We start from the raw sequence: 21556 nt of genomic DNA, 5'->3' as shown, positions 1-21556 counted from the left end.
TGGCCTGGCGTCAGCGTGCAACCGGCGCCAGCGCCTCATCCCCGCGTTCCCGTACCCAGAACAGCGTCGCCCCGGCAATCGCCGCCGGCATCATCAGCAGGTTGACCACCGGGATCAGCAGCACCAGGTAGACGCTGCCGCCGAAACTCATGCTCTGCCAGCGCTTGCTGCGCAACCAGGCGAGCATGTCCTGCCAGCTCATCTTGTGGTTGTCCGCCGGATAGTCGATGTACTGGATCGCCATCATCCAGACCCCGAACAACAGCCACAAAGGTGCAGCAATGATATTCACCACCGGGATGAACGACAGGATGAACAGGCCGATGGCTCGCGGCAGGAAATAGCCCAGCTTGCGCATTTCCCGCGCCAGGGTCCGTGGCACCATCGCCAGCAGCTCGCTCCAGCTGAAGGCCGGGAAATTGTCGCTGCCGCGCACCACCACCTCGACCTTTTCCGCGAGAAAACCGTTGAACGGCGAGGCGATGATGTTGGCCAGCATCGTGAAGGTGAAGAACACCATCAGGATCACCAGCACCACGAACAGTGGCCAGAGGATGTAGTTGAGAAAGCTCAGCCAGCCGGGCAGGGTCGGCATCAGGTGATCGACCCAGAGGCTGAACTCGTGGCCGGCGAAATAGATCAGCCCGACGAACAGCACCAGGTTGACCAGCAGTGGCAGCAGGACAAACAGGCGCAGTCCCGGGCTGAGGACCAGTTTGAGGCCCTCGCGCAGGTAGTGCGGGCCGGACATCACGGGTGCGGGCATAACAGGCTCCGAAGCAGGTGAAAACGCGCCGACCTTACCGACTTTGCTCTGGCGGTGAAAGCGTCGACATTTACGGTAACAAAGGTGTCGCGCAGGACGTCCTTAGGGATAGAGACCTGCTATGAGCTGGATTGTTATTGCGTATTTCCTTAATCTTTGGCCCCTCGATACGCTGCACAACATTATTTTTCAGGACTGTGTGCTACAAGCCTTCCCCAAGCGCTTTCGCAGTCCTTTTTTATTCCAGCCGGTTTGCCGGCGTTCCGTCCCGGTGCCATACGGGCGGTCGACAGGAGTGAGTCATGTCTGAAGTACGTCATTCGCGGGTGATTATTCTCGGTTCCGGCCCTGCCGGTTACAGTGCGGCGGTCTATGCGGCCCGGGCCAACCTCAAGCCGCTGCTGATCACCGGCATGCAGGCCGGCGGCCAACTGACCACCACCACTGAAGTCGACAACTGGCCCGGTGACGTGCATGGCCTGACCGGCCCGGCGCTGATGGAGCGCATGCGTGAACACGCCGAGCGCTTCGAGACCGAAATCGTCTTCGACCACATCAACGCGGTGGACTTCACCAAGAAGCCCTACACCCTGGTGGGCGACAGCGGTACTTTCACCTGCGACGCCCTGATCATCGCCACCGGCGCCAGCGCCCGCTACCTGGGCCTGCCTTCGGAAGAGGCATTCATGGGCAAGGGCGTTTCGGCCTGCGCGACCTGTGACGGCTTCTTCTATCGCAACAAGCCGGTCGCCGTGGTCGGTGGTGGCAACACCGCCGTGGAAGAGGCGCTGTACCTGGCCAACATCGCCAGCACCGTGACCCTGATCCACCGTCGCGACACCTTCCGTGCCGAGAAAATCCTGATCGACAAGCTGCACGCCCGTGTGGCCGAAGGCAAGATCATTCTCAAGCTGAACGCCACCCTGGACGAAGTCCTTGGCGACAACATGGGTGTGACCGGTGCCCGTCTGAAGAACAACGACGGCAGTTTCGACGAGATCAAGGTCGACGGCGTGTTCATCGCGATCGGCCACACCCCGAACACCTCGCTGTTCGAAGGCCAGCTGGAACTGAAGGATGGCTACCTGGTGGTACAGGGCGGCCGTGAAGGCAATGCGACAGCGACCAGCGTCGAGGGTATCTTCGCGGCGGGCGACGTGGCTGACCACGTGTACCGCCAGGCGATTACCTCGGCTGGTGCCGGCTGCATGGCGGCACTGGACACCGAGCGTTACCTGGACGGTCTGCAGAACGCTTCGTTCTGAGTGAGCCTGAAATGAAAAAACCGGCCTCTTGGGGCCGGTTTTTTATTTTGGGCCAAACAATGTCGCTTTCTGTGGGAGCCGGCCGGGCGGCGCTACGCTTGCTGGCGATTGCGATCTCACTCATACCGGCAAGATGCTGGATGGCCGCCTGTCGGCGGATCGCCAGCAAGCCGGCTCCCACAAAGTGGACTGCCCCCCAAGAGTTGGATGAGGGGCCAACTTCTTGGGGCAGTCCAAAGGCGTCAGCGGCGGGTCAGTGGCTGCGCGGTGAACTTCACGCCGGCCAGGCCGTGCTTGATCAGCGCGCGGATATTGCCGTGGTCGCTACCCTCCGGGGTTGCCAGCACCGAGCGGTAGTGTTCGCCGAACGCCAGCAGCGTCTGCTGGTCGCTCAGGCCTTCGAGCAGGGCCAGGCCCAGGGTCTTGCACGAGCCTTCGTTCTGCCCGGCGGCGTTTTCCACGGCGCCGTTGGTGAAGGCCTGGGGCCGGTAGTCGTAGCCGGCGGCGATGAAGGCCAGGGTATCGGCAAAGGCGTGCTCGCCGCTTTCGAGGCTGGCGCGCAGGGTGTTCAGGTCTGTCATCGTTTTGGGGTTCCTGCTAACGGTTGGGTTTGTTTGACCTTGTTCAGATCGGGTACCTACCTGATCCACGTGTTCAGCCGGCCGGCGTATCCGGCAGTCGTTGCTCAATCCATGCCCTGACCTTCGCTGCGTCAAGGTGGTAGCCCCGGTAATAGAGCTCCCTGGAGTTTCGTGCGCCGGTTGGGTAGGTCAGGAAATCCATTTCCACACCGACAATCGCTGCCAGATTCGAGAAGCAGGATAGATTCCCATACTCCTCGGCCATCCAGCACAAGGCCTGCGTTCCCTTGGAGGCGAACATGATGTTGGTCCAGGCGGCGCCAGTGGGGCCCACGATCATTTCTGCGCTCGCCATGATCGCCACTTGCTGGCTGACGTCCAGATCCTCCATGTAGACGCTGGTGAATCCATACGGCCGCAGCAGTTCGATGATTTCGCCCTGGTTGTATTGACGCAGATAACCTTTGCGCGCCAGAAAAACCCGCTTGGGTCGCTCGGTGCTTGGGATGCCCTGCGCCAGGCTTAGCGCCTTCTCTCGAAGAAACTGAATGGACTCGGGGCGTGCGTAGTTGCTTGCGGTGGTGTTTTTGACGCCGTCCTTGAAGTTGGCGATCATGTTGTTCGGTGCCGTGATAAACAACAGATCGTCGACACGGTAAGTCTGCAGGGTGTCGAGATAGATGAATGGGCGGTCGATTCCGAAACTGTCTATCAGTGTGCGTATGGACGGGATGTTTCTGCTGCGCCCCGAGATAAGAATGGGGTAGTCGGCATATCGTTCAGGCAGCTCGGCAATGAACTGTAACTGGGACAAGACTTCCACTACCCAGTGATAATAGTTCACCTCGCTGCATCCGTTTATCAGGATACCTTTTTCAATCCGTGCGGGCTCATTGACACGTACCAGTGCCAGCCCCTCGCCGTGGAACACCACGTGAGCAACGCTGTAGTCCGCCTTGTGATGTTCAACGGTGGTGATGCGCTCGATGAGCAAGCGTCCATCGGGAAGGATGACCGAGCGCGAGACGGGCGCGACCTGCCCTTGGCGCAAATGATGAAGTGCAACCTCCGGGAGAGTGACGTCGGTGGGCGGAACCTGCTGTCCCAGGAATCGCGGCCCATGAACCTGTCCCGCAAGCGCCGGACGGAAAACATGAACCTTGAACTCATCGGTCTGATCCAGCCACTGTAACGGCAAGCGTTCGAGTCCTTGTTGTTTTCCTGAACCGGTTCTGGAAAACAAGGCGAACAACAGGTCCGAGACCCATCCCTCACGTCGACACATCCACTCAAGGAACCGTTCCGTGCCGACACTACGAAGCCGCTGGAAAACCGAAGTGTTCTGGTTTGCCTGCTGGTGAAAAATTTCCACCTGCGTATCCGCCAGTCCCAGGCCGATGAGCTGTGGATAGATTTCGACATAGTAATCACTGGCAATAATGACTTTGTCGAAATTCAGTTGCGCCAATTCGTGAGGCGCGTAGATCAACTTTCCAAACAACTGCTGGCCTTGCCTCTTCGAGTTGTTGTCGACAAAACCCAGTACGCGTAAGCGCCTGCGGGAACTCTTATAAAAATTGACCCCGCCGGAGCCCACCCCGAAAATCAGGACGCGCGCTTTTTTGCTCGACCACACAGGCATGCCTCACCTAACTGAACAACGACCGCCCGGAAATTGGGCGTGTGCGTAGTTTGCAATGGCCCATCGGCTTGTCAACCCTGCACGTGCTCGGGCTGTCAGTCCGGCTTGCGAGGACTTGACGATGCCTGCAAGAAGATTGGCTGGGTAACGTTCCAGTTGCGTCAAGAGTTCAGCGAACTGCGCCTTGGTCAGATAGTCCGAAAGATGCTTGCCTGAATGGTCCAGTGCATCCAGGTCAGCGCCACATTGGTGCAACAAAAAGAATGTCTTGCGGCAGCGGCCAGAGAAATAGGCATCCTTGGCGTACATCAAGGGCGTCGTGCCCTTGTTGTTGGCGCGGTTTGGTGAGGCCCCCTTTTTCAGGAGCCAGCTCACGACCTCGTAGGCTCCGGCATAACTGGCAACGATGAGAGGGGTCCAGCCTTTCTCGTTGGCATCGTCGTAGCCGGCGATGTTCTGTTCCAGCCTGATGACCGTTTCCAAGTCTCCCCGCTCGCAGGCCTGGAGCATCGCGGGTAACCGGTCGAAGAAAAGGCGGACATCGAAATCGATGCTGGCGATATCGGCGTAGTCATCGCTTTGCCGGACGACCGTTCCCGGTTTGCAGGTCGACTTGTCGTCCAGGATGCCCGCCGAAACCACCGGCCTCCCTTGCCACTTCAGCAATTGATACTCGCGAAAGCTGAAGGCCCTGATTTTATTGACGCATTCCCATGCTGTCGTGACGGGGGCTATACCTGACTCGGCGTAGTTGATCGAGGTTTTCGAGAAATAACTCGATCCCTCGGCAGCCTGAGGCCGGGCATCGACGGACCCGCCCACCAATCGAAGGAACCAGTGCTCCAGTAATTGGCCAGCCTGTTGGTTGAACGCAAAGTAAAGGTCCCGGCACGTCCACCAAGCAGGCACCGGAAATGTCTGTTGGGCGACGATATCACCCGTATCGATGCCGGGTTCGATGTAGTGCAGTGTCACGGCCGCTTCCTGCCTGCCATGGAGCAGGGGCCAGACGGAGGTGAACATGCCCTTGTAGGCGGGAAGTTGCGAAAAATGGATATTGAAGAGATTCGCGACCGAGAACCGTGAAGGTACCACCAGTTGATCGAACTCCAGGGAAAGGAAGGCGGTGGTGGTCAGCTCGTAGGCGTCCTCCAGGCTGATTTCCTTGACCGCGTGACGCCTTGCCGCCGCGCGAAGAGAGCGCTGCCAGGTATCGACCCCGCTGTCATTGCGGTTGCAGACCACTGCCAGGGCCTGTGCGGGGAAGTGTCTGAGGGCCAGCTCCAGCCCGTGTACGGCAATGTTGTTTTTCCCGGCGATGATGATCACGGCCTGCTTTCTCCCAGCTCATGGCGCAGGCGTAGATACTGACGATGAGCCGAGGGGTTGTCCACCTGTCGCGGCCTTGCCGGGCGCTGGGCGCGCGCCCGCTATTTTCGGCTTTCGACTCAATTTAAAATCCACTCCGCCGATAAGGTTATCAGCGTGTTTTCGTACCTTTTAAGCGAGTGGATCATGTCGAGTTGCTTGAAAAATCTGAAGGAGCAGGGCGCTCATCTGTTCGGGGAAATCCTGAATGTCGAGAAAACTCAGGCGCTTTATCGTGCCATGACCGCTGCCCGCGCCTTTGGCGGCGATCTGTTCATGAGTGAAGCGGAATACTTGGCCCAGGAAAACCATTTCAACGCCAATCCGACCAAAAGCTTCAATTTTCTCAATGATTTCGATGAAGATTTGCAGTTCATAGAGCAAGATCCACGCTTGAGGGGCGTTCTCGGCGAAGTGCTGGGTGAGGATTATGAAGTGGTGATCCGCAAGGCGGTCTGCGGCGTGCCGGATGCATGGCTGCCGGACTGGATCCGCGAGCGGATTCGCGATGTGAACGTGGCCAACCTTGGCCCATACATCAAGAAGCCCTTTCGGGATATAACGTATTTCCGAGGCATCGACTTTCATCAGGACATCATCGACTGGCCACAGGGGCGAACCGAGCTGGACCCTTCGACCTTTCTGACGCTTTATGTCTATCTGCACGATGTCACTGAGCATGACTCGCCGCTGCACGTGATACCCGGCTCTCACCGTTTCGGTGCCACGCTGTTCCCTCACCGTCTTGAGCCGCTGGGCGGCAATGACTGGATGTATAGCGATGACCAGGGCAATACCATCGAATGCAAGGATCAGACCTTGCTTGGCGGGACCGGTTACGTCGGTCTGTGGCACAGCTGCACATTGCATGGCACGCGGCCGGTGACCCATGAGTCCGAACAGTTCCGGTTGTCCTTGCGGTATCTGCTGGGCAAGTCCAACGGCAATCGCTCGACGACCGGCATCGATGAGATCAACCATACCCTTCAGGGCGATCTCAGGCCGGTGCGAACCCGTGGGGACCTGGACGAGAGAGGGGCCGCCAGGATCCGTGGCAATATCATCAATTCAACCCCCTGAGGTCGGCGCGGCGGTGGGGCAGGCTTCCGCCGACTATGCTTTGTAACTCATCATGTTATCGACAGGCTGCTAGAAAATGCGCGAGTTCGTGAGCAAACCCTTATGAAAATCCAGCTCCTGCAGTTGCAGGCCCACGGCGATGAGCGCGGTTCGCTGATTGCGCTTGAGGAAGGCAGGAACATCCCCTTCGCGGTCAAGCGTGTCTACTATATGTTCGATACGGGAGCAGGGGTCCGTCGCGGATTTCATGCTCACAAGTCCCTTAAGCAGGTCGCGGTTGCCGTGCGTGGTTCCTGCCGCTTCCTGCTGGACGACGGCAAGGAAAAAATTGATATACGGTTGGATCATCCTCATCAGGGACTGCTGATCGAGTCGTTCATCTGGCGAGAAATGTACGATTTTTCTGCAGATTGCGTATTAATGGTGCTGGCCGACAATCTGTACGATGAGTCTGATTACGTCAGGAACTACGAAGTTTTTCTGCAGATGGTCGAGAGTCTTGACCTGCCTCCGGTATTGAGCCCTTCCCCGCAAAATGAGGCGTGTTGATGCACATTCCGTTTCTCGACTTGAAGTCCGTCAACCACGAGTACGCCGATGAACTGAAGACTGCCTGCGCGCGAGTTATCGACTCGGGTTGGTACATCGGTGGCAGCGAAGTGGCCCGATTCGAAACCGCATTCGCCCAATACTGCGGCGTTCCCTTCGCCGTTGGCACCGGAAATGGCCTGGATGCACTGATATTGGTGCTTCGCGCCTGGAAGCAGCAGGGCAGACTCAGCGCCGGGGATGAAGTGATCGTTCCCGCCAACACGTTCATCGCTACAGTCTCGGCGGTCATGGAAACGGGGCTGACTCCCGTTTTGGTCGATGTCGATCCCGTCACTCACAACCTCGATTGTGTTGCAGTCGAGGCTGCGATCAGCCCTGCAACGCGAGTCCTGCTGCCCGTTCATCTCTACGGCCAATTGGCGCCCATGCCGCAACTGATGGAACTTGCCGAGCGCCATGACCTGTTGGTGCTGGAGGATTGTGCCCAAGCCCATGGCGCTCGGTTGAACGGTCGCAAAGCCGGCCAGTGGGGCCATGCCGCCGCTTTCAGTTTTTATCCCGGGAAAAACCTCGGTGCATTGGGCGATGGCGGTGCGGTCGTCACGTCAGACGAAGCATTGGCGCAGTTGGTCAGGGCGCTGGGCAACTATGGCTCCAGCGTCAAATACCAGCACGACTATCCAGGTGTGAACAGTCGACTGGACGAGATCCAGGCGGCCATGCTCTCGGTCAAGCTGTCTCATCTGGACGCCGATGCCGAACGCCGTCGGCAGATAGCCGAGCACTATCTGAGCGCCGTCAGCAATCCCTTGATCAAACTGCCGGGCGTAACCGAACGCGCGGCTCACGTCTGGCACCTGTTCGTGGTCGAATGCCTCGAACGCGATGCCTTGAAAGAGCATCTCGCGGAGCGTGGCATACAGACTGGCATTCATTACCCCCTGGCCATTCCTGCCCAGGCGCCTTACAAGGCGTTGAAGCTGAGCCCTGCCATGGAAGCTCTGGCCCTGCATGAGCGGATTCTGTCATTGCCCATCTATCCGACATTGAGTGCCGGGGCACAGGAGGCAATCGTGATGGCGCTCAATGAGTTCAAATTGAAATAGCGGGTGAGCCCCAGGTTCCCCCAAAGCTCAGGCAGTCTTTCACTAAAAGGGCATTCGGATGCAATTTGTAGCATTAGTCGACGCCAGCCCCGCCATTCAAGCTCATGTGCGCACGCTCCGAAACCAGAACGATGTCCGAAAGTACATGTACACCTCCCATGAAATTACCGAAGAAGAGCACTTGGGCTGGCTGGACTCCTTGCGGGGCAACGATCGCCAGAGGGTCTTCGTTGTCATCAGGGATGGGCAGGTCCTTGGGGTCGTTTCACTGAATGCCATCAATACCGCCCAGAAAACGGCTGACTGGGCGTTTTATCTGGACACAGCGCTTCAGGGAAAAGGCTTGGGGAGCATCGTGGAGTTCTGGATGCTTGACTACGCTTTCAATGAGGCCGGGCTTGAGAAATTGAACTGCGAGGTTCTGGAAACAAATCCTTCAGTCATAAAGATGCACCAGAAGTTTGGCTTTGAACTTGAGGGCGTTCGGCGCAAGAACATTCTAAAAGACGGAAATAGAATTGACGTCATACTGCTGGGCATCACGAAAGAAGAATGGAGCAACAAGCGCCCTGCAGTTGAACCGCTCATTGCGCGCCTGGCGGAACAGGGCTAGAGCGGGTCTGTGACTGAGACTTGGCAAACGCCTAATCATGGGGTTTTGCTTTGACGAATGCCGCCTGTTGTTCGGCACTGGCCTCTTTCTGGTATTGGGCTTTCCACTCGGCGTAAGGCATGCCGTAGACCACTTCACGGGCCTGGTCGAGGCTCAGTTCGATCCGGCGCTCGTCGGCTTCGGCCTTGTACCACTTGGACAGGCAGTTGCGGCAGAACCCGGCGAGGTTCATCAGGTCGATGTTTTGCACGTCCTTGCGGTTGTCCAGGTGGGCGACCAGCCGGCGGAAGGCGGCGGCTTCGAGTTCGAGGCGTTCTTGCTCGGTCATGATGGGCTCTGTGCTTGGGGGAATGTAGGGCACGATGATAAGAGCCTGGCGCGCTGAACGCCAGGCGACTCAAGGCTTCAGCGGTTGGCCGCGAGGGTGATCGACACCGACTCGGCAAAGCGCAGGGCATGCGGCTTGTCGACCTCGACCTCGGCGTACTGCACCGCCGCGTTGTTCATCACCAGGTCCAGCAGTTCCTGGGTCATGCGTTCGAGCAGGGCAAAGCGGTTGCCCTCCACGTGCTGGATGATCGCCTTGGTGATGGTGCGGTAATTCAGCGCATGATCGATATCGTTGTCCCGCACCGCCTCTTGGGCGGCGTATAGGATGGTCAGGTTGATCAGCACATCCTGCTTGTTGAGGATCTCCTCCTCGTTGATCCCGATGAAGGTGCGCAGGCGCAGGTCCTTGACCCGGATCCGGGCCATTCCCGGTTGAAGTTGTGGCATTTACTTGCTCCGTCCGATCAGTTGCAGGAACTCCATGCGGGTGGTGTTCGAGTCGCGGAAGGCGCCGAGCATCACCGAGGTGTTCATGGTCGAATTCTGTTTTTCCACGCCGCGCATCATCATGCACATGTGCTGCGCTTCGATCACCACCGCGACCCCGGCGGCGCTGGTCACCTGCCGGATCGCCTCGGCGATTTCCCGGGTGAGGTTCTCCTGGATCTGCAGGCGCCGGGCGAACATGTCGACGATCCGGGCGATCTTCGACAGGCCCAGCACCTTGCCGGTCGGTATGTAGGCGACGTGGGCCTTGCCGATGAAAGGCAACAGGTGATGTTCGCACAACGAGTACAACTCGATGTCCTTGACGATCACCATCTCGTCGTTGTCCGAGGCGAACAGGGCCCCGTTGACCACGTCATCGAGGGTTTCGGCATAGCCGTGACACAGGTACTGCATGGCCTTGGCCGCCCGTTTCGGGGTATCCAGCAGCCCCTCGCGATCAGGGTCTTCACCCAGGCCGAGGAGGATCTGGCGGTAATGCTCGGGCAGTGATGCGCTCATTGCGTGGTTTCCTCGCGGTGCGGCTATTTGAGATGCCGGCCGCCGTTGACGGTCAAGGTTGTGCCGGTGACATAGGGATTGTCCAGCAGATAGCGCAGGCTCTGGTAGACCACCTCGGCGCCGGGCTCGATGCCCATGGCCGACTTGGCCAGGGTTTTGGCGCGGTACGCCGCGTCGTCGTCGGGGTTGAACATCAGCAGGGCGGGGGCGATACCGTTGACCTTGATTCGTGGCGCGTACTTGGCTGCGAAGGACAGCGTCAGGCTGTCCAGCCCGGCCTTGCTGGCGCAGTAGGCAATGTGCTTGCTGCTGCCCTTGCGCGTCACGTCGTCGCTGATGTGCACGATGTCGGCCTGTGGCGAGCGGTGCAGCAGTTCGGCGCAATGCAGATTGATCAGGTAGGGCGCCAGCATGTGGATGCCGAACATCCGGGTGAAGGCTTCGCTTTCGTCTCCCGGGATTTCGGCCAGCCAAGCCGAGGCGTTGTGGACGATCGCCCGCAGGCTGTCGGCGTGCTGCCTGAGGTTGTCGATGAAGGCGAGGATGCCGGCCTCGCTGGAAAAATCGGCGAACAGCGTGATCGCGCCCTGTTGCCGCAGGCTCTGCAGGCCGGGGCGTTCGCTGCGGTAGCTGACGATCACCGGGCAGCCGTCGGCCAACAGCCGCTCTGCGCAATGCAGGCCGACGCGCTGGCTGGCGCCAGTGATCAGGATCGGGGCGGTGGACGATGGCATCGAGGGCTCGCGGCAGGCTGTGAGGGGATGTCTGGCGTCAAACTATACCAGCCACACGCCTTCGACAACCATGCCGCGAGCCCGCGCCAGCCTCAGCGGCCGCGGGTTGGCGCGGAGCCCGGCAGCGGACGTGGCGTGGTGCCGTGCAGCCAGCCTGCCAGCAGGCGGGTCGACAATGGAATGAAGCAGTACACCATCAGCGGCGTCAGCATCAGGGTGCTGACGAAAATCCGCGGCACCAGCTCCAGTTCGGCCAGCACGGGCCCCAGTACGAAATTGAACAGCAGTGATACCGGAAAGAACGCCAGCCAGATCGCCACGCTCTGCTTCCAGCGGGGCGGGCGCTGGTCGGTGTGGCCGAACCAGCCTTCCAGGCCGCTGACGCGATGCTCGGAGGGCCGGGCGAACAGGTCGCCGCCGCGTTCCAGCCAGGCCTTGCGCGAGGCGGAGTGTTCCCAGGCGTGCAGGGTATCGGCGTCGCTGAAGCGGAAGATCATCTGGAATTCGTTATCGCCGGGAGGCGGTGCGAGCACACCGGAACCCAGGTAGCCGGGGAAGTCGGTAGCCAGTTGCTCGCCTTCCTGCAGCCAGGCGAGCATGTCCTGATAACGGCCGTCGGCGACACGACGGGCCACCATCATGGTGACGGGTGAGGTAGACATCATGTATCTCCACAAGTCGGGCAGGCTGTCCGGGTAGGACGACTGCGAAACGCAGCGCCGGGGTGGTGGGCTGCATCTGGAAGCACCGCAAGAATCATTCCCTGTTTCGGGAAAAGCACGAGATGTACTAAACGTATTGTTTCATGTTTGAAGAATGTGGGGGGGTATGAGCTAGAATATCCGGAAAATTTTACACATTGGTGTGAAAAGAAATGTCCGTCATCACCGAACGTGCAACGATCGAGCTGCCATTGCCGGCGCTGAAGCAGGAAGAGCTGTTTCCCATCCGCGAGGTTTCGCGCCTGACCGGCGTCAACCCGGTGACCCTGCGTGCCTGGGAGCGACGCTATGGCCTGATCCAGCCGACACGCACCGAAAGTGGGCATCGCCTTTATGCCATGAGCGATATCGAGACGGTGCGCAGCATTCTCGGCTGGATCGAGCGCGGGGTGGCCGTCAGCAAGGTGGGCAAGCTCCTGGCGAAACAGGCGGCGGTACGGGGCCCCGATGCCGACCGGCTGTTGCCGTTGCCGCTCGAGGACTGGCACAACTGCCAACTGCAACTGGGCAGCGCCATCAGCCGCTTCGACGAACTGGCATTGGAGCGCTTGTACGGGCAGATCTTTTCCAGCTATCCGTTGACGGTGGTTTTTCAGAATATCCTGATGCCGCTCTGGCAGGAGTTGCGCGTCCAGCGCGACGCCTACGGCCAGACCAGCGAATGGCTGTTCTTCGACAGCTTTCTGCGGGGGCGGGTGTTGCAGCGGCTGCAATCGGTCAGGGGCGCCGCCGACGAGCGGATCGTGCTCGCCGCGTTGCCTGGCGATTGCCGCGAGCTGGAGCTGCTGGTGGCCGGTCTGCTGCTCGGCAATGGTGAATGGCCCATCAGCGTGCTGGCGATCGGGCAACCTTTCGATGAGTTGCCATTGATCTGTGAAAAGGCCCGGCCGCGGGCACTGGTGTTGTATTCCAATCGCTCGCCGGCCTCGGACATGCCCCGGCGCCTGAACCGCCTGGCGCTGGCGGTGGAGTGCCCGGTCATGCTGGCCGGCGATGCGGCGGACCTGCTGCAGGATGCCCTGGAAGGTTCCAGCATCGGTTGCCTGGGGCATGAGGGTCAGTCGATGCGCCAGCGCCTGCAGCAGTTGCTGGCCGGCAGGCTCGATACCTGATAATCCCTGTTCAGGCCTTCAGGCGTGAAACTCCGGGTGCGCCAGGCGATGCTGCTGCAGGATGTACTGGCGCAGCCGCTGGATTTCGTCGGGGTTGCTCTGCTTGAGCCGGTAGGCATACAGGCCCTGTGCGGTTTCGCGCTCGAAACGTCCCTGCAGGGCGATACGCTCATGGCCTGATGGGCTGAACCACTGGTTGAACTGCCGGGGCGGCCTGAGGCCGCCGCGCAGTTCCAGCAACGCCCCCGTGAACGAAATTTCGCGGACCGCCAGCGCTCCGGCCCGGCCGCGGACGTTCTCCAGGTACACCGGGCTGTCCAGGGTCAGGCGCCAGGGGCGAACCCTCGGGCCATCCTCGAAGATGCTCGGCACGCCCAGGCGCAGATGCTGGGCATGGAACTCGTCCTCGACCAGATGCAGCGGAAAGCTCATCTTCAGGTTTTCGAAGTTGGCCTGGAGGGTGACCTGCTCGTGAGCCGCCAGCCGCGTGAGCAGATCGCGGATCTGCGATACGCCATTGACCAGCAGGCTCGACGAGTTGTCGTGCTTGTTGAGTTGCGGGTTGTGTTGCATGTCCTGGATGAAGTCCAACTCGTCCTGAGTCAGAAGGGCAGTGCGGGGCATGATCGAGCTCGCAAGAACCAAAACGGCTGGTGGCGGCAGGGAACGCCGGATGGGGCAACGGATTGCATCATTGATTGACGCCACCGGTCGCCCGGAGGGCGTCGAGTTCGGCCTTGACCTCGGCCAGTTGCGCTTCCAGCTGGACGACCCGTTGCTGAGCCTTGACCTGGGCCGTGACATCCTTCTGGACTCCGACGAAGTAGGTCAGTTGGTCGCTTTCGTTGAACACCGGCGAAATCGACAGTTCGTTCCAGAAATGCGTTCCGTCCTTGCGGTAGTTGCGGATGATATGGCGGCACGGCTTGCGTGTCCGCAACGCTTCGCGAATCAGTTCCAGGGCCGGCTGGTCGCGGTCGCCTGACTGCAGGAAACGACAGTCCTGGTAGAGAATTTCGTCCTTGCTGTAGCCGGTGAGGCGCTCGAAGGCCGGGTTGGCGTAGATCAGGATGTTGTCTTCGCCTTCCTGCTCCGCGACGACGATACCTTCGTTGGAGGCATCGATGACGAGTTGCAGCAATTTCGAATTGATCATTATTGAGAGAGTCCGCAGTCCATTGGCACGCCGTTCCAGTGTAAGAGAATGGCCCGTGCGGTCAATGCCGGGCAGGGGCTGTGGATAGAATTTCAGTGGGAATATTTCTCATCTGATAAGATCCCCGGTTTTTACACTGCCCCAGGGTGAGATTGATGAAAGTCGCCATTCTTTCCGGCTCGGTCTACGGCACCGCCGAAGAAGTTGCCCGTCATGCCAAGCGGATTCTCGACAAGGCCGGTTTCGAAACCTTGCATGACCCGCGTGCCAGCCTGGCCGATATCCAGGCGTTCGCCCCCGAGGCGTTCCTGGCGGTGACTTCCACCACCGGCATGGGTGAACTGCCGGATAACATCCAGCCACTCTACTCTGCCATTCGCGACCAACTGCCGGCGGCCTGGCGCGGTTTGCCGGGGGCGGTGATCGGTCTGGGCGATTCGAGCTACGGTGACACCTTCTGCGGAGGTGGCGAGCAGTTGCGCGAACTGTTCGCCGAGCTGGGGCTGCGTGAGCTTCAGCCGATGCTGCGCCTGGACTCCAGCGAAACCGTCACCCCGGAGACCGATGCCGAGCCCTGGCTGGCCGAGTTCATCAGCGTACTGAAAGGTTGACCGGCTTTTCGCGCAGCAGGGCGAGCCAGGCCTGGGCGGCCTGTGACAGGTAGGTGCCACGGCGCCAGATGAAGGCGATGTCCCAGCGCAGGTCGGTGGGCGAGCTGAGGTTCAGGCGCACGACGCCGGGTCGGACCAGTGAGCGCGCGACCACGCTGGGCATCAGCGCCACGCCTTGCCCGGCGGCCACCAGCGCGGCGAGGAAGTCCGCCTGGCCGCTGCGCCCACCCTCCTTGGGCGTGAATCCCAGTCGTTCGCAGGCCTGGATCAACCGATGGTTGAGCACGAAGCTGCGCTGATAGAGCAGAAACGGCGTGTCAGCCAACTGTTCCAGGCGAATCGAGCCTTCCTCGGCCAGCGGATGGTCGATCGCCAGCAGCACATCCAGTGGCTCGTCGCAGAACGGTTGGCAGTCGAACGCCGGATTGCCTGGTGTGAGGCCGGCCCCCAGCTCCAGTTCACCGCTCAATACCGCCGGTTCGATGCTCAGGCTGCCGCCTTCGAGCAGATGGATGGCGATATTCGGATAGCGTCGTCGATACTCGGCGAACAATCCGGCGAACAGCGTATCGCCCCCCAGTTGCGGCAATCCCAGGCGCAATTCCCCCCGTGCCAACTGGCTCAGGTCATCGAGCTCGTGCAGCAGCCCGTTGCGCAGGCGCAGCATTTCCTCGGCCCGTTGCAGCACCACCCGGCCGGCGGCCGTCGGGAGGACCTGCGGGCCCTGGCGATCGAGCAGCATGACCCCCAGGCTCTGTTCCAACTGGGCCACCTGCTTGCTCACCGCCGACTGGCTGACGTGCAGGGTCTTGGCGGCCTGGGTGAATCCGCCCCGGTGAACCACTTCGACAAAACTGCGCAGTTGCTTGAATTCCATGGGGCAATTCCAATATGGAATGGATGTAAGTCTAACAATTCGCTTTTGGGATGGAAGGCCTGGCTCTAGAATTTTCGCCATGGAGGGCCTGAATCCGATGAATAGATCACCGTTGCAAAAAACCGCGCGTCTGCTTGCCGAACTGTCGGTGTTGGGCGGCCTCTATCTGCTCGGCGGCCAAGTGGCGGACTGGACCGGCTGGCCGATTCCCGCCGGGGTGATCGGGCTGGCGTTGTTGTTGCTGCTGTTCGCCTCGGGTCGGGTCAAGCCGGCCGCCCTGCAACTGGGCGCTGGCTGGCTGATGGCGGAGATGCTGCTGTTCTTCATCCCGGCGCTGATGAGCCTGCTGGACTATGGCGCCATGCTCCGTCAGGACGGCTGGCGGATCCTGTTGGTGATCATGTGCAGCACCCTGATGGTGATGCTGGCGACCGCATTCACCGTCGAATGGGTCTGCCGCTGGAGCAGCCGCCGTGAAGCTTGAGTGGATGTCGCTGTTCTGGCTGGCATTGACCCTGGGCGCGTATGTGTTCAGCCGCTGGAGCTACCGGCGCACGGGGCGTTACCTGCTGTCGCCGCTGATCCTGGTGCCGATCATCCTGCTGGCGGTAGCCATTCCCTTGCACACCGCCTATGCCGAGTATTCGCGCGACACCCATTGGCTGGTCCTGGTACTGGGGCCCGCCACCGTCGCCTTCGCGGTGCCGATCTGGCAGCAGCGAGGCCTGCTCGTTCGCCATTGGCCGGCGTTGCTGCTGGGCATGCTGGCCGGCAGCGTGGCCTCCATCGGCAGTTCCTACGGACTGGCCCGCGCGTTGTCGCTGGACAGCGCCCTGACCCTGTCACTGGTGCCGCGCTCGATCACCACCCCATTCGCCATGCCCCTGGCCCGCGACCTGGGCGGTGTGCCCGAGCTGACCGCGGTGTTCGTGCTGGTCACCGGCGTTTTCGGCGCGATGGTCGGTGGGGTTCTGCTCAAATGGCTGCCATTGCGCAGCAGCCTGGCCCGTGGCGCGCTGTTCGGCGTCGGTGCGCACGGTGCCGGGGTCAGCCGGGCCCGTGAAGCCGGCGGCGAGGAGGGCACGGTCGCTGGCCTGGTGATGGTGCTGACCGGCCTGCTCAACCTGTTTTCCGCGCCCCTGCTGGCCATGCTGATCTGAATCGGCGGGGCTGGCAGCAGCAACGCGCGGACTATCCCTCTGCCTTATCGCGCACCATTCACTCCCAACCGTATTCATTGTGACCGAATGCCGTGTATCCGACACTCAGGCTCTATATCCCATTGCCCCTGGCTGGAGAGCTGTCATGAATGAGTCTGTGCGCTTCGAAGATAAAGTGGTGATCGTCACCGGTGCCGGCGGGGGCCTGGGGCGGGCTCACGCGTTGCTGTTCGCCCGTCATGGCGCACGGGTGGTGGTCAACGATCTCGGCGGATCGACCCACGGCGAGGGCGCCAGTGCCTCGGCGGCGGACCGGGTGGTGGCGCAAATCCGCGAGGCTGGCGGTACCGCGGTGGCCAACCACGACTCGGTGACCGATGGCGACAAGATCGTGCAGAACGCCCTGGACGCCTTCGGTCGCGTCGACGTGGTGGTGAACAACGCCGGCATCCTGCGCGACAAGACCTTCCTCAAGATGGAGGACGCCGACTGGGACCTGGTCTACCGGGTGCATGTCGAAGGCGCCTACAAGGTCACCCACGCCGCCTGGCCGCATCTGCGCGAGCAGAACTATGGCCGGGTGATCTTCACCGCCTCGACCTCCGGCATCTATGGCAACTTCGGCCAGTCCAACTACGGCATGGCCAAGCTCGGGTTGTACGGCCTGACCCGGACCCTGGCGATCGAGGGACGCAAGAACAACATCCTGGTCAACGCCATCGCACCCACCGGCGGCACCCGCATGACCGAGGGCCTGATTCCGCCGCAAGTGTTCGAACTGCTCAAGCCGGAGCTGATCAGTCCGCTGGTGGTGTTCCTCGGCAGCGAGCAGTGCGAAGAAACCGCCGGCCTGTTCGAGGTCGGTGGCGGCTGGATCGGCAAGACCCGCTGGGAACGTAGCCTGGGCGTCGGCTTCGATCCACGCCACGGCTTCAGCGTGGATGAGGTGGCGGCCAATTGGCAGAAGATCTGCGACTTCGACAATGCCGTGCACCCGAAGGACACGCCCGAGTCGTTGCAGCAAATGATGGCGAACCTGCAGAAGTACAACTGACAGGCGCCGCCTGTGGATAAGCATCGAGCATAAAAAAGGCCGCTGTCAAAACAGCGGCCAAGGGAAGACGTTCGATCAAGGAGCGATAAATCAACGTCAGTGAAGCGGGTGACGATCGACTCGCAAGCAAACCGACACTCGAAACCGGGACGGCCGCGGTGGCCGTGATCGCCTTCAGTGCAGAGTCGTCGACTCGATGCCTGAACCTCTCCCGAAGCATTGACCCTCCGAGCGATTCCCTCTGAAAGCCAGGCCAGAATAAGGAATTGTCGCGCCCTGAAACAGGGCGCTTCATGACAATCACTGTTGCATAGGGCGTAACAGTCGCGAATGACTGCGCCGAGGTCGCACGCTGCCGGGGCGAGTCTCATCCATTGTTCCTATGGCACGTCATCCAGCGCTTCGATGGTGCCGTGCAAGCCCCTGCCGGTGCGGGCATTCATCCTTTGGAGGTACAACGCAAATACCTCCTTGGTGCGCTTATCGCTCCCGCTGGCGCTGGGTAGGGTGAAGCCTTCTGTCACTCACCGGGGAAGACGCATGACAAAAACAACAATGCGCGCCATCTTCACGCCGCAGGCGCTGGCGGTTGCCGTGGCTCTGGGGGCGAGCGCCCAGGCCAACGCGGTTTCGTTCAATATCGGGGAGATCGAGGGCAAGTTCGACTCGTCCCTGTCGGTCGGGGCGAGCTGGGGCATGCGCGATGCCGACAAGTCGCTGGTCGGGACGCCCAATGGCGGCACCGGGCAGGCCTCCACCGGTGATGACGGGCGCCTGAACTTCAAGAAGGGCGAGACCTTTTCGAAGATCTTCAAGGGTATCCACGACCTGGAACTCAAGTACGGCGACACCGGGATGTTCGTCCGGGGCAAGTACTGGTACGACTTCGAACTGGCGGACGGTGATCGCGAGTTCAAGGACCTCAGCGACCATCATCGCGACGAAGGCGCCCGCTCCTCGGGCATCGAACTGCTCGATGCCTTCGTCTACCACAACTACTCGATCGCCGACCTGCCGGGCACCGTGCGCCTGGGCAAGCAGGTGGTCAGTTGGGGTGAGAGCACCTTCATCGGCAACTCGATCAACAGCATCAACCCGATCGACGTTTCGGCGTTCCGCCGCCCTGGCGCTGAAATCAAGGAAGGGCTGATTCCGGTCAACATGTTCTTCGCCTCCCAGAGCCTGACCGATCAACTCACTGTCGAGGGCTTCTACCAGCTGAACTGGGAGAACACCGTTGTCGATAACTGCGGCACCTTCTTCGCCAACGACGTGGTGGCCCATGGCTGTAACAACAACTACACGGTCGCCAACCCGGCGATTGCTCCGCTGCAACCATTGGCCGCTGCCTTTGGCCAGGGCTTCGAGGTCACGTCCGAAGGGGTGGTGGTGCAACGCAGCAAGGATCGCGAGGCCCGCGACGGCGGCCAGTTCGGCGTGGCACTGCGCTGGCTGGGTAACGATACCGAGTATGGTCTCTATTTCATCAACTACCACAGCCGGACCCCGACGGTCGGCACCACCACGGCGGGCCAGGGCACCATCAACTCTCTCGCCAGTATCCTGCCGCTGGCACCGGCAGCCTTCCGTACCGGTCTGGCCCAGAGCATCATGCTGGGGCGTGGCCAGTACTACCTGGAATACCCGGAGGATATTCGTCTGTACGGCGCCAGCTTCTCCACCACCTTGCCCACCGGGACCGCGTGGAGTGGCGAGATCAGCTACCGCCCCAATGCCCCGGTTCAGCTCAATACCAACGACCTGACCCTGGCCCTGCTCAATCCGATTGCCGGCGGTACCGCCTCGCCGATCCGCACCACGGCGGGCTCCGACAACACCGGCTACCGTCGCAAGGAAATCTCCCAGGCGCAGACCACCCTCACGCAGTTCTTCGACCAGGTCCTGGGCGCCGATCGCCTGACCCTGGTGGGCGAGGCCGGCATCACCTACGTCGGCGGGCTGGAGTCCAAGGACAAGCTGCGCTACGGGCGTGACTCGGTCTACGGTGCCTACGGCTTCCAGGGCGACACCGGCGGCTTCGTCACCGCCACCTCCTGGGGCTACCGCGCCCGGGCGATCCTCGACTACAGCAACGTGATCGCCGGGATCAACCTCAAGCCGAACCTGTCCTGGTCCCATGACGTCAAGGGCTACGGTCCCAACGGCCTGTTCAACGAAGGCGCGAAGGCGGTCAGCATCGGCGTGGATGCCGACTACCGCAACACCTACACCGCGAGCCTGAGCTACACCGACTTTTTCGGCGGCCGCTACAACACCCTGATTGACCGCGACTTCCTGGCGCTCAGCGTCGGCGCGAACTTCTGATCAAGGCTGAATAAGGATTAATTTATGCGCAAGATGATTCTGCAATGCGGTGCCCTGGCCCTCAGCCTGCTGGCGGCCAACGTGATGGCGGCGGTTTCCCCGGAGGAAGCGGCCAAGCTCGGCACCACCCTGACCGCGATCGGTGCGGAAAAGGCCGGCAATGCCGACGGTTCGATTCCGCCCTACACCGGCGGCATTCCGAAAAATGCCGGGGCGGTGGACAGCAAGGGCTTTCTCGCCGACCCGTTCGCCAATGAAAAACCGCTGTTCGTGATCACCGCGGCCAATGCCGACCAATACAAGGCCAAGCTCTCCGACGGCCAACTGGCGATGTTCAAGCGTTATCCACAGACCTACAAGATCCCGGTCTATCCAAGCCATCGCACCGTCGCCCTGCCGCAGGCAGTGCTCGATTCGGCCAAGCGCAGCGCCCTCAACGTCACCGCGATCAACGATGGCAACGGCCTGGCGAACTTCACCGGCAACCGCTACTACGCTTTCCCGATTCCGAAGAACGGCGTGGAAGTGCTGTGGAACCACATCACCCGTTACCACGGCGGGAACCTGCGTCGCACCATCACCCAGGCGACGCCGCAGACTGACGGTTCCTTCACCCCGATCACCTTCGAGGAAGAGGCCGCGGTGCCTTCGGAGATTCCGGACCTGGCGCCGGACAAGGGGGCCAACGTGCTGACCTTCTTCAAGCAGGAGGTCACCGCGCCGGCGCGCCTGGCGGGTAACGTGCTGCTGGTGCACGAAACCCTCGATCAGGTGAAGGAACCGCGTCTGGCCTGGGTCTACAACGCCGGCCAGCGCCGCGTGCGCCGCGCCCCGCAGGTTGCCTACGACGGTCCGGGTACCGCCGCCGACGGCCTGCGCACCTCGGACAACTTCGACATGTTCTCCGGCGCGCCGGACCGTTACGACTGGAAACTGATCGGCAAGAAGGAGATGTACATTCCCTACAACAGCTACAAGCTGGACTCGCCCAGCCTCAAGTACACCGACGTGATCAAGGCCGGTCACATCAACCAGGACCTGACCCGCTACGAGCTGCACCGGGTCTGGGAAATCGAGGGCACGGTCAAGCCGAGCGAACGGCACATCTACGCCAAGCGCCACATGTACATCGACGAGGACAGCTGGCAGGTCGCGCTGGTGGATCACTACGACGGCCGTGGCCAACTGTGGCGGGTCGCCGAGGGGCATGCGCAGTTCTACTACGACCACCAGGTGCCGGCGTACACCGTCGAAACCCTGTATGACCTGATCGCCGGCCGCTACATCGCCCTGGGCATGAAGAACGAGGAGAAGCACAGCTTCCAGTTCGGCTTCGTCGGCAAGGCGGCGGACTACACGCCGGCGGCGCTGCGGGCCAGCGGCGTGCGCTGATAGCCCATTGATCGTTCCCACGCTCTGCGTGGGAACGCCGCCCGTGACGCTGTGCGTCACAAGAGCTGACGCCGAGCGTTCAAAGAGGCATTCCCACGCAGA

General features: G+C 61.1%; 24 protein-coding genes. 12 read left to right on the top strand and 12 right to left on the bottom strand.

Features of this window, described 5'->3' with window-relative positions:
- Nucleotides 1–10: 10 nt before the first annotated feature.
- Nucleotides 11–766 carry a sulfate transporter CysZ gene (gene cysZ / locus K675_RS0114735; RefSeq protein ID WP_017904275.1) on the bottom strand — a complete coding sequence of 252 codons (756 nt, stop codon included), beginning with the start codon at nt 764–766 and terminating at the stop codon, nt 11–13.
- Between the two features lie 302 nt (nt 767–1068).
- Between cysZ and trxB the strand changes: the two genes are divergently transcribed.
- Nucleotides 1069–2031 carry a thioredoxin-disulfide reductase gene (gene trxB, locus K675_RS0114730; protein ID WP_017904274.1) on the top strand — a complete coding sequence of 321 codons (963 nt, stop codon included), beginning with the start codon at nt 1069–1071 and terminating at the stop codon, nt 2029–2031.
- 242 nt (nt 2032–2273) lie between these two features.
- On the opposite strand, the gene K675_RS0114725 is transcribed toward trxB, so the two are convergent.
- The 3 genes from K675_RS0114725 to K675_RS0114715 form a co-directional block, all read right to left on the bottom strand.
- The gene (locus K675_RS0114725) at nt 2274–2612 is read right to left on the bottom strand and encodes a HopJ type III effector protein (RefSeq protein WP_017904273.1); all 339 of its coding nucleotides are present in this window, start codon (nt 2610–2612) and stop codon (nt 2274–2276) included.
- Between the two features lie 73 nt (nt 2613–2685).
- On the bottom strand, nt 2686–4254 hold the full coding sequence (locus K675_RS0114720) for a glycosyltransferase family 61 protein (RefSeq protein ID WP_020481057.1): 1569 nt from the start codon (nt 4252–4254) through the stop codon (nt 2686–2688).
- A gap of 3 nt (nt 4255–4257) precedes the next feature.
- Entirely contained in the window at nt 4258–5583 is a 1326-nt protein-coding gene (locus tag K675_RS0114715; RefSeq protein ID WP_017904272.1) for a formyltransferase family protein, read from the bottom strand.
- A gap of 57 nt (nt 5584–5640) precedes the next feature.
- On the opposite strand from K675_RS0114715, the gene K675_RS0114710 reads away from it, so the two are divergent.
- The 4 genes from K675_RS0114710 to pseH all read left to right on the top strand — a co-directional run bounded on the left by K675_RS0114710 (nt 5641) and on the right by pseH (nt 8973).
- Nucleotides 5641–6702: a phytanoyl-CoA dioxygenase family protein gene (locus tag K675_RS0114710; protein WP_232434433.1), complete on the top strand. Its 1062-nt coding sequence runs from the start codon at nt 5641–5643 to the stop codon at nt 6700–6702.
- Between the two features lie 102 nt (nt 6703–6804).
- Nucleotides 6805–7251 carry a sugar 3,4-ketoisomerase gene (locus K675_RS0114705; protein WP_017904270.1) on the top strand — a complete coding sequence of 149 codons (447 nt, stop codon included), beginning with the start codon at nt 6805–6807 and terminating at the stop codon, nt 7249–7251.
- The gene (locus K675_RS0114700; protein WP_017904269.1) at nt 7251–8360 is read left to right on the top strand and encodes a DegT/DnrJ/EryC1/StrS family aminotransferase; all 1110 of its coding nucleotides are present in this window, start codon (nt 7251–7253) and stop codon (nt 8358–8360) included. Before K675_RS0114705 ends, K675_RS0114700 begins: the two co-directional genes overlap by 1 nt.
- Before the next feature lie 58 nt (nt 8361–8418).
- Nucleotides 8419–8973: a UDP-4-amino-4,6-dideoxy-N-acetyl-beta-L-altrosamine N-acetyltransferase gene (gene pseH / locus K675_RS0114695; protein WP_017904268.1), complete on the top strand. Its 555-nt coding sequence runs from the start codon at nt 8419–8421 to the stop codon at nt 8971–8973.
- A gap of 31 nt (nt 8974–9004) precedes the next feature.
- Here the strand turns inward: pseH and K675_RS0114690 are convergent, their stop codons facing one another.
- The 5 genes from K675_RS0114690 to K675_RS0114670 all read right to left on the bottom strand — a co-directional run bounded on the left by K675_RS0114690 (nt 9005) and on the right by K675_RS0114670 (nt 11707).
- Complete coding sequence (locus K675_RS0114690) at nt 9005–9301, bottom strand: DUF1244 domain-containing protein (RefSeq protein WP_017904267.1); 297 nt, start codon at nt 9299–9301, stop codon at nt 9005–9007.
- A 77-nt stretch (nt 9302–9378) separates the two neighbouring features.
- Nucleotides 9379–9750 carry a dihydroneopterin triphosphate 2'-epimerase gene (gene folX, locus K675_RS0114685; protein WP_026145208.1) on the bottom strand — a complete coding sequence of 124 codons (372 nt, stop codon included), beginning with the start codon at nt 9748–9750 and terminating at the stop codon, nt 9379–9381.
- Entirely contained in the window at nt 9751–10311 is a 561-nt protein-coding gene (folE, locus tag K675_RS0114680) for a GTP cyclohydrolase I FolE (RefSeq protein WP_017904265.1), read from the bottom strand.
- Between the two features lie 23 nt (nt 10312–10334).
- Nucleotides 10335–11045, bottom strand: coding sequence for a dihydromonapterin reductase (gene folM, locus K675_RS0114675; protein ID WP_017904264.1), 711 nt, complete (start codon nt 11043–11045; stop codon nt 10335–10337).
- A 92-nt stretch (nt 11046–11137) separates the two neighbouring features.
- Complete coding sequence (locus tag K675_RS0114670; RefSeq protein WP_026145207.1) at nt 11138–11707, bottom strand: antibiotic biosynthesis monooxygenase; 570 nt, start codon at nt 11705–11707, stop codon at nt 11138–11140.
- A gap of 212 nt (nt 11708–11919) precedes the next feature.
- Here K675_RS0114670 and K675_RS0114665 point away from each other — a divergent pair, with 212 nt between their 5' ends.
- A complete protein-coding gene (locus K675_RS0114665; protein WP_017904262.1) occupies nt 11920–12879 on the top strand; it encodes a MerR family transcriptional regulator in 960 nt (319 codons plus the stop codon).
- 18 nt (nt 12880–12897) lie between these two features.
- On the opposite strand, the gene K675_RS0114660 is transcribed toward K675_RS0114665, so the two are convergent.
- Nucleotides 12898–13503, bottom strand: a complete 606-nt coding sequence (locus K675_RS0114660) for a hypothetical protein (RefSeq protein ID WP_026145206.1) — start codon at nt 13501–13503, stop codon at nt 12898–12900.
- Nucleotides 13504–13570: 67 nt separating this feature from the next.
- On the bottom strand, nt 13571–14035 hold the full coding sequence (locus tag K675_RS0114655) for a PAS domain-containing protein (RefSeq protein ID WP_017904260.1): 465 nt from the start codon (nt 14033–14035) through the stop codon (nt 13571–13573).
- 155 nt (nt 14036–14190) lie between these two features.
- Between K675_RS0114655 and K675_RS0114650 the strand changes: the two genes are divergently transcribed.
- Entirely contained in the window at nt 14191–14646 is a 456-nt protein-coding gene (locus tag K675_RS0114650) for a flavodoxin (protein WP_017904259.1), read from the top strand.
- Here the strand turns inward: K675_RS0114650 and K675_RS0114645 are convergent.
- Nucleotides 14627–15523 (bottom strand): LysR family transcriptional regulator, encoded by an 897-nt coding sequence (locus K675_RS0114645; RefSeq protein WP_017904258.1) that lies wholly within the window; start codon nt 15521–15523, stop codon nt 14627–14629. The genes K675_RS0114650 and K675_RS0114645 overlap by 20 nt on opposite strands.
- 97 nt (nt 15524–15620) lie before the next feature.
- Here K675_RS0114645 and K675_RS0114640 point away from each other — a divergent pair, with 97 nt between their 5' ends.
- From K675_RS0114640 to K675_RS0114620, 5 genes are all read left to right on the top strand, one after another.
- Complete coding sequence (locus tag K675_RS0114640) at nt 15621–16007, top strand: CidA/LrgA family protein (protein WP_026145205.1); 387 nt, start codon at nt 15621–15623, stop codon at nt 16005–16007.
- On the top strand, nt 15997–16683 hold the full coding sequence (locus K675_RS0114635; RefSeq protein ID WP_026145204.1) for an LrgB family protein: 687 nt from the start codon (nt 15997–15999) through the stop codon (nt 16681–16683). Before K675_RS0114640 ends, K675_RS0114635 begins: the two co-directional genes overlap by 11 nt.
- Before the next feature lie 145 nt (nt 16684–16828).
- Nucleotides 16829–17737 carry an SDR family oxidoreductase gene (locus K675_RS0114630; protein ID WP_017904255.1) on the top strand — a complete coding sequence of 303 codons (909 nt, stop codon included), beginning with the start codon at nt 16829–16831 and terminating at the stop codon, nt 17735–17737.
- Nucleotides 17738–18277: 540 nt separating this feature from the next.
- A complete protein-coding gene (locus K675_RS0114625; RefSeq protein ID WP_080635353.1) occupies nt 18278–20062 on the top strand; it encodes a DUF1302 domain-containing protein in 1785 nt (594 codons plus the stop codon).
- Between the two features lie 24 nt (nt 20063–20086).
- Nucleotides 20087–21454 carry a DUF1329 domain-containing protein gene (locus K675_RS0114620; protein ID WP_017904253.1) on the top strand — a complete coding sequence of 456 codons (1368 nt, stop codon included), beginning with the start codon at nt 20087–20089 and terminating at the stop codon, nt 21452–21454.
- The last annotated feature ends 102 nt before the right edge of the window (nt 21455–21556 follow it).

Origin of the sequence: Pseudomonas fuscovaginae SE-1 (assembly GCF_000364705.1) — a bacterium.
Taxonomy (GTDB): Bacteria; Pseudomonadota; Gammaproteobacteria; order Pseudomonadales; family Pseudomonadaceae; genus Aquipseudomonas; species Aquipseudomonas fuscovaginae_A.
The sequence above is the reverse complement of the archived record's forward strand: the minus strand, read 5'-3'. Positions and strand labels throughout refer to the sequence as shown.

What these genes read in the sequence shown, in the direction of transcription:
- cysZ (WP_017904275.1), bottom strand. Translation starts at nt 766, where the DNA reads ATGCCCGCACCCGTGATGTCCGGCCCGCACTACCTGCGCGAGGGCCTC.
- trxB (WP_017904274.1), top strand. Translation starts at nt 1,069, where the DNA reads ATGTCTGAAGTACGTCATTCGCGGGTGATTATTCTCGGTTCCGGCCCT.
- K675_RS0114725 (WP_017904273.1), bottom strand. Translation starts at nt 2,612, where the DNA reads ATGACAGACCTGAACACCCTGCGCGCCAGCCTCGAAAGCGGCGAGCAC.
- K675_RS0114720 (WP_020481057.1), bottom strand. Translation starts at nt 4,254, where the DNA reads ATGCCTGTGTGGTCGAGCAAAAAAGCGCGCGTCCTGATTTTCGGGGTG.
- K675_RS0114705 (WP_017904270.1), top strand. Translation starts at nt 6,805, where the DNA reads ATGAAAATCCAGCTCCTGCAGTTGCAGGCCCACGGCGATGAGCGCGGT.
- K675_RS0114700 (WP_017904269.1), top strand. Translation starts at nt 7,251, where the DNA reads ATGCACATTCCGTTTCTCGACTTGAAGTCCGTCAACCACGAGTACGCC.
- pseH (WP_017904268.1), top strand. Translation starts at nt 8,419, where the DNA reads ATGCAATTTGTAGCATTAGTCGACGCCAGCCCCGCCATTCAAGCTCAT.
- K675_RS0114690 (WP_017904267.1), bottom strand. Translation starts at nt 9,301, where the DNA reads ATGACCGAGCAAGAACGCCTCGAACTCGAAGCCGCCGCCTTCCGCCGG.
- folX (WP_026145208.1), bottom strand. Translation starts at nt 9,750, where the DNA reads ATGCCACAACTTCAACCGGGAATGGCCCGGATCCGGGTCAAGGACCTG.
- folE (WP_017904265.1), bottom strand. Translation starts at nt 10,311, where the DNA reads ATGAGCGCATCACTGCCCGAGCATTACCGCCAGATCCTCCTCGGCCTG.
- folM (WP_017904264.1), bottom strand. Translation starts at nt 11,045, where the DNA reads ATGCCATCGTCCACCGCCCCGATCCTGATCACTGGCGCCAGCCAGCGC.
- K675_RS0114670 (WP_026145207.1), bottom strand. Translation starts at nt 11,707, where the DNA reads ATGTCTACCTCACCCGTCACCATGATGGTGGCCCGTCGTGTCGCCGAC.
- K675_RS0114665 (WP_017904262.1), top strand. Translation starts at nt 11,920, where the DNA reads ATGTCCGTCATCACCGAACGTGCAACGATCGAGCTGCCATTGCCGGCG.
- K675_RS0114660 (WP_026145206.1), bottom strand. Translation starts at nt 13,503, where the DNA reads ATGCCCCGCACTGCCCTTCTGACTCAGGACGAGTTGGACTTCATCCAG.
- K675_RS0114655 (WP_017904260.1), bottom strand. Translation starts at nt 14,035, where the DNA reads ATGATCAATTCGAAATTGCTGCAACTCGTCATCGATGCCTCCAACGAA.
- K675_RS0114650 (WP_017904259.1), top strand. Translation starts at nt 14,191, where the DNA reads ATGAAAGTCGCCATTCTTTCCGGCTCGGTCTACGGCACCGCCGAAGAA.
- K675_RS0114645 (WP_017904258.1), bottom strand. Translation starts at nt 15,523, where the DNA reads ATGGAATTCAAGCAACTGCGCAGTTTTGTCGAAGTGGTTCACCGGGGC.
- K675_RS0114640 (WP_026145205.1), top strand. Translation starts at nt 15,621, where the DNA reads ATGAATAGATCACCGTTGCAAAAAACCGCGCGTCTGCTTGCCGAACTG.
- K675_RS0114630 (WP_017904255.1), top strand. Translation starts at nt 16,829, where the DNA reads ATGAATGAGTCTGTGCGCTTCGAAGATAAAGTGGTGATCGTCACCGGT.
- K675_RS0114625 (WP_080635353.1), top strand. Translation starts at nt 18,278, where the DNA reads ATGACAAAAACAACAATGCGCGCCATCTTCACGCCGCAGGCGCTGGCG.
- K675_RS0114620 (WP_017904253.1), top strand. Translation starts at nt 20,087, where the DNA reads ATGCGCAAGATGATTCTGCAATGCGGTGCCCTGGCCCTCAGCCTGCTG.